This window comes from Vibrio sp. D173a (genome assembly GCF_030248475.1).
The window spans coordinates 1-8,754 of sequence record NZ_JAHGAH010000087.1; the positions used below are offsets into that span (position 1 = coordinate 1).

At 42.7% G+C, this 8,754-nt stretch carries 7 protein-coding genes and 1 pseudogene; 7 read left to right on the forward strand and 1 reads right to left on the reverse strand.

The window, feature by feature from the left end; translation table 11 throughout:
- Positions 1-163 precede the first annotated feature (163 nt).
- Positions 164-841: pseudogene (locus KIV40_RS09990) on the reverse strand (IS4 family transposase); the annotation flags it as partial.
- 695 nt (positions 842-1,536) lie between these two features.
- Here KIV40_RS09990 and KIV40_RS09995 point away from each other — a divergent pair.
- From KIV40_RS09995 to ribB, 7 genes are all read left to right on the forward strand, one after another.
- Entirely contained in the window at positions 1,537-2,970 is a 1,434-nt protein-coding gene (locus tag KIV40_RS09995) for an aldehyde dehydrogenase family protein (protein WP_285348970.1), read from the forward strand.
- Positions 2,971-2,985: 15 nt separating this feature from the next.
- On the forward strand, positions 2,986-3,903 hold the full coding sequence (locus tag KIV40_RS10000; protein ID WP_038888448.1) for an acyl transferase: 918 nt from the start codon (positions 2,986-2,988) through the stop codon (positions 3,901-3,903).
- Positions 3,904-3,937: 34 nt separating this feature from the next.
- Positions 3,938-5,005, forward strand: a complete 1,068-nt coding sequence (locus KIV40_RS10005; protein ID WP_285348973.1) for an alkanal monooxygenase — start codon at positions 3,938-3,940, stop codon at positions 5,003-5,005.
- Positions 5,006-5,031: 26 nt separating this feature from the next.
- Positions 5,032-6,006 carry an alkanal monooxygenase gene (locus tag KIV40_RS10010; RefSeq protein WP_012129720.1) on the forward strand — a complete coding sequence of 325 codons (975 nt, stop codon included), beginning with the start codon at positions 5,032-5,034 and terminating at the stop codon, positions 6,004-6,006.
- An 85-nt stretch (positions 6,007-6,091) separates the two neighbouring features.
- Positions 6,092-7,228, forward strand: a complete 1,137-nt coding sequence (locus tag KIV40_RS10015) for a long-chain fatty acid--CoA ligase (protein WP_285348976.1) — start codon at positions 6,092-6,094, stop codon at positions 7,226-7,228.
- 1 nt (position 7,229) lies between these two features.
- Complete coding sequence (gene fre / locus KIV40_RS10020; protein WP_285348978.1) at positions 7,230-7,931, forward strand: NAD(P)H-flavin reductase; 702 nt, start codon at positions 7,230-7,232, stop codon at positions 7,929-7,931.
- Positions 7,932-7,953: 22 nt separating this feature from the next.
- Positions 7,954-8,646 carry a 3,4-dihydroxy-2-butanone-4-phosphate synthase gene (gene ribB, locus KIV40_RS10025; RefSeq protein WP_038888442.1) on the forward strand — a complete coding sequence of 231 codons (693 nt, stop codon included), beginning with the start codon at positions 7,954-7,956 and terminating at the stop codon, positions 8,644-8,646.
- The last annotated feature ends 108 nt before the right edge of the window (positions 8,647-8,754 follow it).

The window sequence follows — 8,754 nt, forward strand, 5'->3', positions numbered from 1 at the left end:
CTCCCACTTTCTCTGCTAGCCCACTTTCTCTGCTAGCTTCAGGGCTTCTGCTTTAAATTCAGGAGAATGGATAATTCGTTTTTTCTTGCTTGTCATGGTTCACCTCGTTAGTGATTGTACTCACTTAACTTGGTGTCCAAAACTGCTGGTGCGGATCAGCACAGCACTTTAATGGTGAGCGTTTGGCCAGTTCACATTCCCCAAGATAACGAACCTTGCTGTTTGCTGCTGGGTAAAGCGTTTTATTCCAACACCAGTCTTCCTCGGGTAGTTTGATCGACACTTCTCCTCGAACACGTCCCAACCAGAACCACCCCATACTTTCGACTTGTCGAAACCAAGTGTTACGGAAGCCAGCATCAGAGACGATGATAGGTACACATCCCTCAGGGAGGATATTCTTAAGCTTGTCCAAAAAGAGCTGATGCGACTTGGGTGAATTGTAGTTTTTGTATTCGAAGGCCTGTTCGTAGACGGTCACAGCTCGACCTTTCACCGCAACAGAAGCGCGTAAAGTCATGTGGCGTAGCTGCTCTCTAACATCAGACCAGTCGATGAGGATGACAGGGAATGGGTTAGCTTGCGTAATAAAGCTGGCATGCCATTTATAGACAATATCTTTTTCTTTATGAAGGTGATGGTTTCCTAACAAGCGATCGATACGCTTAATGGAGTGTTTAACCGTGGTATTACAGTCAAGCGCTCTACCAATTTTGGTTAAGGTCAGTTCGGCTCCATCGAGAACGGTCTCAGTTGCAAGCATAAGAGAATTCAGACGTTTTTTGTGAATGCTTGGGCACTGTTGAGAAAGTATTTGTTGTAGAATCTGAATATCGCGCATCGTTAGGAGCTCCTACTTATCCCTTTGGCAAGGTGTGTTTTTGGCGAAATTCATTAGATCAGACGGGACGATGTGCGTCTACTCATTGTTTTACAAAGAAATTATGAGGGGATTCGTAAGCCAACCGGTAACGTTTGGCATATCAATACTTTAAATATACGTTCACCACTATTTTTAATATGAATCTCAAAATGACACTCGGTTTAAGCGGTTTTCAAAACCGCTGTCTTGCCAAGATCTGCGCACGTACCCCGTCACCTATCTAGCTCGCACGTATCTAGGAACGGTCCCAATTGTGGTTTCTTATGAAGTCCATACTTTTTCACTGAAAGTGCTATCTAGGTGAGAGGATATTATTGAAGAATTACAATTAACTCTAGTAGCAGCAACCACTTAAATACCATTACTTATTTATAGTGTTACAAATAACATTAATAATTTATGCAATATTTATGAGTATGGTTGCTTTAGTGTTTAATCGCACTGATAAAATAAGAAACTAAAGTGTTTGAAATTTTGTTGTTTGTTAAATGTTATGGCTAATTATAAATAAAGTAAACTATAATTAGATTAAATTATAATGCTTGTCATTAGTTTGATCTGCTTAATAAGTCTGGTTAAAAGTTATTAATTAACTTTAAAAAAATAACCCAAGATACTAGTGTTTTTTCAAATTCAAAGGAGAAGCTCTTGATATGGAAAAACACTTACCTTTAATAATAAATGGGCAAATAGTTTTTACTGAAGAAAATCGATTTGAGATCAGTTTTGAAGAAAAAAAAGTTAAGATTGATTCCTTTAATCATGTTCATTTAACTCAGATGGTGACTCATGATTATTTAAATGATCTAAATATAAATAACATCATCAATTTTCTTTATACAACAGGGCAGCGTTGGAAGAGCGAAGAGTATTCAAGAAGAAGGGCATATATTCGGTCTCTTATTACTTATTTGGGGTATTCACCACAAATGGCGAAACTCGAAGCAAATTGGATTGCAATGATCCTTTGCTCTAAGAGTGCGCTCTACGACATTATTGATACCGAACTTGGCTCTACGCATATACAAGATGAATGGTTACCGCAGGGTGAGTGTTATGTGAGGGCTTTTCCTAAAGGACGCACGATGCATTTGCTTGCGGGGAATGTTCCTCTCTCCGGTGTGACCTCAATACTACGAGGCATACTGACGAGAAACCAATGTATTGTGAGAATGTCAGCATCGGATCCATTTACTGCCCATGCGCTAGCGATGAGCTTTATTGACGTCGATCCCAACCATCCTATTTCTCGTTCTATTTCCGTATTGTATTGGCCTCATGCATCGGATACGACACTCGCTGAAGAGTTACTCAATCATATGGATGCAGTGGTTGCTTGGGGGGGGCGAGATGCCATTGATTGGGCGGTTAAGCATTCTCCTTCACACATCGATGTTTTGAAGTTTGGTCCAAAGAAGAGTTTTACCGTGTTTGACCATCCAGTCGATCTAGAAGAAGCCGCCTCGGGTGTTGCTCATGATATTTGCTTTTATGACCAAAATGCCTGCTTTTCTACTCAGAATATTTACTTTTCTGGAGATAATTATGAAGAATTTAAATCGAAACTTGTTGAAAAACTGAATCTTTATCAAGAAGTTTTACCAAAATCAAAGCAAAATTTTGATGATGAAGCTTTATTTTCTATGACTCGTCTTGAGTGTCAATTTTCTGGGTTGAAAGTTATATCAGAACCGGAAAATAATTGGATGATCATCGAGTCAGAGCCCGGTGTTGAATATAACCATCCATTAAGTCGTTGCGTTTATGTCCACAAAATAAATAAGGTTGATGATGTTGTTCAATATATAGAGAAACATCAAACACAAACGATTTCTTTTTATCCATGGGAGTCTTCCAAGAAATATCGAGATGCATTCGCCGCAAAAGGAGTAGAAAGAATCGTTGAATCTGGGATGAATAATATATTTAGAGCTGGTGGCGCACATGATGCAATGCGTCCACTTCAACGTTTAGTTCGATTTGTCTCTCATGAAAGACCATATAACTTCACCACTAAGGATGTATCTGTCGAAATAGAGCAAACCCGCTTTCTTGAAGAAGATAAATTCTTGGTTTTCGTCCCTTAAATAAGGAAATTTACAATGAATAATCAATGCAAGACTATTGCACACGTGTTGCGCGTGAACAATGGTCAGGAACTTCACGTCTGGGAAACGCCCCCAAAAGAAAATGTGCCTTCTAAAAATAGCACCATTTTAATTGCTTCTGGTTTTGCCAGAAGAATGGATCACTTTGCTGGGTTAGCCGAATATCTATCTGAAAATGGTTTCCATGTGTTCCGTTATGACTCTCTTCATCATGTAGGGCTCAGCTCGGGTTCGATTGATGAATTCACCATGACGACGGGCAAAAATAGTTTGTGTACTGTTTATCACTGGCTGCAGACCAAGGGTACACAAAACATTGGCTTGATTGCGGCAAGTCTCTCAGCTCGTGTCGCCTATGAAGTTATCTCTGATCTGGAGCTGTCTTTTCTGATTACTGCGGTTGGTGTGGTGAACTTGCGTGACACACTAGAAAAAGCGCTTGGTTTTGATTACCTCAGTTTACCTATCGATGAGCTACCAAACGATCTTGATTTTGAAGGCCATAAGCTTGGTTCTGAAGTGTTCGTTCGCGACTGCTTCGAGCATCACTGGGATACCTTAGATTCTACTCTCGACAAAGTAGCCAATACCTCGGTTCCTTTAATCGCCTTTACCGCTAACAACGATGATTGGGTTAAGCAAGAAGAAGTTTATGACATGTTAGCGCATATCCGCAGTGGGCATTGCAAGCTCTACTCCTTGCTTGGTAGCTCTCATGACTTGGGTGAAAACTTGGTCGTGTTACGTAATTTCTATCAATCCGTCACCAAAGCCGCCATCGCAATGGATGGAGGCAGCTTAGAAATCGACGTCGACTTTATCGAGCCTGATTTTGAACAACTCACCATCGCGACTGTGAATGAACGTCGCTTGAAAGCGGAAATTGAAAGCCGTACGCCAGAAATGGCTTAGGTCTTATCGTAATACCAATAAATAAGGAAATGTTATGAAATTTGGAAACTTCCTTCTCACTTATCAGCCACCTGAGCTATCTCAGACCGAAGTGATGAAGCGATTGGTTAATCTGGGCAAAGCGTCTGAAGGTTGTGGTTTCGACACTGTTTGGTTACTAGAGCACCACTTCACTGAATTTGGGTTGTTAGGGAATCCTTATGTTGCTGCCGCACACCTGTTAGGGGCAACAGAAAAGCTCAATGTTGGCACCGCAGCTATTGTATTGCCGACTGCCCATCCGGTTCGACAAGCAGAAGACGTAAACCTACTGGATCAAATGTCAAAAGGACGATTCCGTTTTGGTATTTGTCGCGGTTTGTACGACAAAGATTTCCGTGTCTTTGGTACAGACATGGATAACAGCCGAGCCTTAATGAACTGTTGGTATGACTTGATGAAAGAAGGTTTCAATGAAGGCTATATCGCGGCGGATAACGAACATATTAAGTTCCCGAAAATCCAACTGAATCCATCGGCTTACACACAAGGTGGCGCTCCTGTTTATGTCGTCGCGGAGTCAGCATCAACGACAGAATGGGCTGCAGAGCGTGGCCTACCAATGATTCTAAGCTGGATCATCAACACTCACGAGAAGAAAGCGCAGCTTGATCTTTACAATGAAGTCGCGACTGAACATGGCTACGATGTGACTAAGATTGACCACTGTTTGTCTTACATCACTTCCGTCGATCATGACTCAAATAAAGCCAAAGATATTTGCCGCAACTTCTTGGGTCATTGGTACGACTCATACGTGAATGCCACAAAGATTTTTGACGACTCTGACCAAACAAAAGGCTACGACTTCAATAAAGGTCAATGGCGTGATTTTGTCTTGAAAGGCCACAAAGACACCAATCGCCGAATTGATTACAGCTACGAAATCAACCCAGTAGGAACGCCTGAAGAGTGTATCGCGATTATCCAGCAAGATATCGATGCGACGGGTATTAACAATATTTGTTGTGGTTTTGAAGCAAACGGTTCTGAAGAAGAAATTATCGCATCTATGAAGCTATTCCAGTCTGATGTGATGCCATATCTCAAAGAAAAACAGTAATTAATATTTTCTAAAAGGAAAGAGACATGAAATTTGGATTATTCTTCCTCAATTTTATGAATTCAAAGCGTTCTTCTGATCAAGTCATCGAAGAAATGTTAGATACCGCACATTACGTAGATCAGTTGAAGTTTGACACGTTGGCTGTTTACGAAAACCATTTCTCGAACAATGGTGTGGTTGGTGCCCCATTAACAGTGGCTGGTTTTTTACTTGGTATGACAAAGAACGCCAAAGTGGCTTCGTTGAATCACGTTATTACTACACATCATCCAGTACGTGTGGCGGAAGAAGCGTGTCTACTCGACCAAATGAGTGAAGGCCGTTTTGTCTTTGGCTTTAGTGATTGTGAAAAGAGTGCAGATATGCGCTTCTTTAATCGACCAACGGATTCTCAGTTTCAGTTGTTCAGTGAGTGTCACAAGATCATCAATGATGCATTCACTACTGGGTACTGCCATCCAAACAATGATTTTTATAGTTTTCCTAAAATCTCTGTTAACCCACACGCGTACACTGAAGGCGGTCCTGCGCAATTTGTGAATGCGACGAGCAAAGAAGTGGTTGAATGGGCGGCTAAGTTAGGGCTTCCACTCGTGTTTAAATGGGACGACTCAAACGCGCAAAGAAAAGAATACGCCGGTTTGTACCACGAAGTTGCTCAGGCACATGGTGTCGATGTTAGTCAGGTTCGACACAAGCTGACGCTGCTGGTCAACCAAAATGTAGATGGTGAAGCAGCAAGGGCAGAAGCACGCGTGTATTTGGAAGAGTTTGTCCGTGAATCTTACCCAAATACCGACTTTGAGCAAAAAATGGTAGAGCTGTTGTCAGAAAATGCCATCGGTACTTATGAAGAAAGTACTCAGGCAGCGCGAGTTGCGATTGAGTGTTGTGGTGCCGCGGACCTATTGATGTCTTTTGAGTCGATGGAAGATAAAGCGCAGCAAAGAGCGGTTATTGATGTGGTAAACGCCAACATCGTCAAATACCACTCGTAACGTTTAAACGATGCTGAAGGGGCAGCGATGCCCCTTATATCACCATTCTTTTCGCGCGATAGCGCTAACTAATAGAGGCATTTATATGGAAGTACTTTCAGCGGTTAAGCAGGAAAATATCGCAGCGAGCACAGAAATCGATGACTTGATTTTCATGGGAACTCCTCAGCAGTGGTCATTGCAGGAACAAAAACAGCTGACATCTCGCCTTGTTAAAGGGGCATATCAATATCATTACCACAATAATGATGACTATCGTCAGTTCTGCCAAAGGCAGGGAGTCGGGGAGGTGGTGGAAGATCTCAACGAGATCCCCGTTTTCCCTACTTCTATTTTTAAGTTGAAGACCCTATTAACACTTGACGATGACGAGGTTGAGAATCGCTTTACTAGCAGCGGTACTAGTGGCATCAAAAGTATTGTCGCACGAGATAGACTCAGTATTGAGCGGCTTCTTGGCTCAGTAAATTTCGGTATGAATTACGTTGGTGATTGGTTTGACCATCAGATGGAGTTGGTGAACTTAGGCCCAGATCGCTTTAATGCCAACAATATTTGGTTCAAGTACGTCATGAGCTTAGTTGAGCTCCTTTATCCGACCGCATTTACTGTCACTGAGGATGAGATCGACTTTGAGGCGACGCTAGCTAATATGAATCGTATTAAGCAGTCTGGTAAAACTATTTGTCTTATCGGCCCTCCTTATTTTATCTATCTACTGTGCTGTTTCATGCGCGAGCAAGGTCAAACTTTCAATGGTGGTCGCGATCTTTACATCATCACTGGCGGCGGCTGGAAAAAACATCAGGATCAATCGCTCGATAGAGACGAGTTCAACCAACTTTTGTGTGAGACTTTTACCTTAAAAAGCGCAGAGCAGATTCGAGACACATTTAATCAAGTTGAACTGAACACCTGCTTTTTTGAAGATACAGAACACAAAAAGCGTGTACCGCCCTGGGTCTTTGCAAGAGCTCTGGCTCCTAAAACATTAAAGCCGCTTCCGCATGGTCAGCCAGGACTGATGAGCTATATGGATGCCTCGGCGGTCAGCTATCCATGCTTTCTAGTGACGGATGACATCGGCATCGTGCGAGAAGAAGAAGGCGATCGCCCGGGAACCACCGTTGAGATCGTTAGAAGAGTTAAGACGCGGGGTATGAAGGGGTGTGCTCTCAGTATGTCTCAAGCATTTACAGCTAAGAATGAAGGAGGCAACTGACATGTTATGTTCGATAGAAAAAATTGAGCCGTTAACTAACCTCATATTCCGAGTATTGCTCAAGCCAGATCATCCTTTTGAATTTAGGGCAGGGCAGTACATTAACGTCAGTTTAAGCTTTGGTAGTTTACCGTTTTCTATAGCCTCATGTCCTTCTAATGGTGCGTTTTTAGAACTCCATATTGGTGGCTCAGATATCAGCAAGAAAAATACGCTTGTGATGGAAGAACTCACCAATTCGTGGATCTGCGGCAACATGGTTGAAGTCAGTGAGGCGCGAGGCGACGCTTGGCTGCGTGATGAGAGTGTCAAACCCTTGTTATTGGTCGCAGGCGGGACCGGAATGTCTTACACCCTAAGTATTTTGAAAAATAGCTTGGAGCAAGGGTTTACCCAGCCGATTTACGTCTATTGGGGCGCTAAGGATATGGATAACCTGTATGTACATGACGAACTGGTGGATATTGCGCTTGAAAACAAAAACGTCAGTTACGTGCCAGTCACTGAAATATCAACCTGTCCCCAATACGCTAAGCAAGGAAAGGTGTTGGAGTGTGTGATGAGTGATTTCCGTAACTTATCTGAGTTCGATATCTACTTGTGTGGTCCTTGCAAAATGGTTGAAGTGGCTCGTGATTGGTTCTGTGACAAAAGAGGGGCAGAACCAGAGCAACTTTACGCGGACGCGTTCGCTTATTTGTAATCATTATCAAGGAGAAGAAACTATGAGCTCAACGTCACTACTAGATGAGTTTGGCACTCCAGTACAAAGGGTAGAAAGAGCGATTGAGGCTCTGAAAAATGGCCTTGGTGTTCTATTAATGGATGATGAGGATCGCGAGAACGAAGGCGACCTTATCTTCTCTGCACAGCATCTTACCGAAGCGCAAATGGCACTCATGATTCGTGAATGCAGTGGCATCGTGTGTTTGTGCTTAACGGAGGAACGCGCCAATTGGTTAGAGCTTCCTCCTATGGTGAAAGATAATCGCAGTAAAAACCAGACCGCTTTTACGGTTTCGATTGAAGCGAAAGAAGGGGTGACGACAGGGGTCTCTGCGAAAGATCGCGTTACAACGGTCAAAACGGCCACTTATTTTGATGCTCAACCAGAAGATTTAGCAAGACCAGGCCATGTTTTTCCACTGGTTGCGAAAACAAATGGCGTGTTGGCCCGTCGAGGTCATACCGAAGGTACGATCGATTTGATGTATCTAGCAAACTTAGTCCCGTCAGGGATCCTTTGTGAACTGACTAACCCTGATGGAACCATGGCGAAACTGCCAGAGACCATTGAATTTGCAAGGCGTCATGGAATGCCAGTACTCACTATTGAAGATATCGTCGATTATCGAACGGGTATCGACCTGAGAAATGAATATGAGAGTGGCTTAGTGTGTGAAGTGAGTTGGTCTTAGTATTTAAAGTTCCTTTGTTTGTTCAGTCGCCTAGCTGACTTTCCGCCCTTATCGGGCGGTTTTTTGTTTTGCAGAAGTCAAAAATAAACCCGCAAAAGCCTGTCTCTT

What these genes read in the sequence shown, in the direction of transcription:
- KIV40_RS09995 (WP_285348970.1), top strand. Translation starts at nt 1,537, where the DNA reads ATGGAAAAACACTTACCTTTAATAATAAATGGGCAAATAGTTTTTACT.
- KIV40_RS10010 (WP_012129720.1), top strand. Translation starts at nt 5,032, where the DNA reads ATGAAATTTGGATTATTCTTCCTCAATTTTATGAATTCAAAGCGTTCT.
- KIV40_RS10000 (WP_038888448.1), top strand. Translation starts at nt 2,986, where the DNA reads ATGAATAATCAATGCAAGACTATTGCACACGTGTTGCGCGTGAACAAT.
- KIV40_RS10005 (WP_285348973.1), top strand. Translation starts at nt 3,938, where the DNA reads ATGAAATTTGGAAACTTCCTTCTCACTTATCAGCCACCTGAGCTATCT.
- KIV40_RS10015 (WP_285348976.1), top strand. Translation starts at nt 6,092, where the DNA reads ATGGAAGTACTTTCAGCGGTTAAGCAGGAAAATATCGCAGCGAGCACA.
- fre (WP_285348978.1), top strand. Translation starts at nt 7,230, where the DNA reads ATGTTATGTTCGATAGAAAAAATTGAGCCGTTAACTAACCTCATATTC.
- ribB (WP_038888442.1), top strand. Translation starts at nt 7,954, where the DNA reads ATGAGCTCAACGTCACTACTAGATGAGTTTGGCACTCCAGTACAAAGG.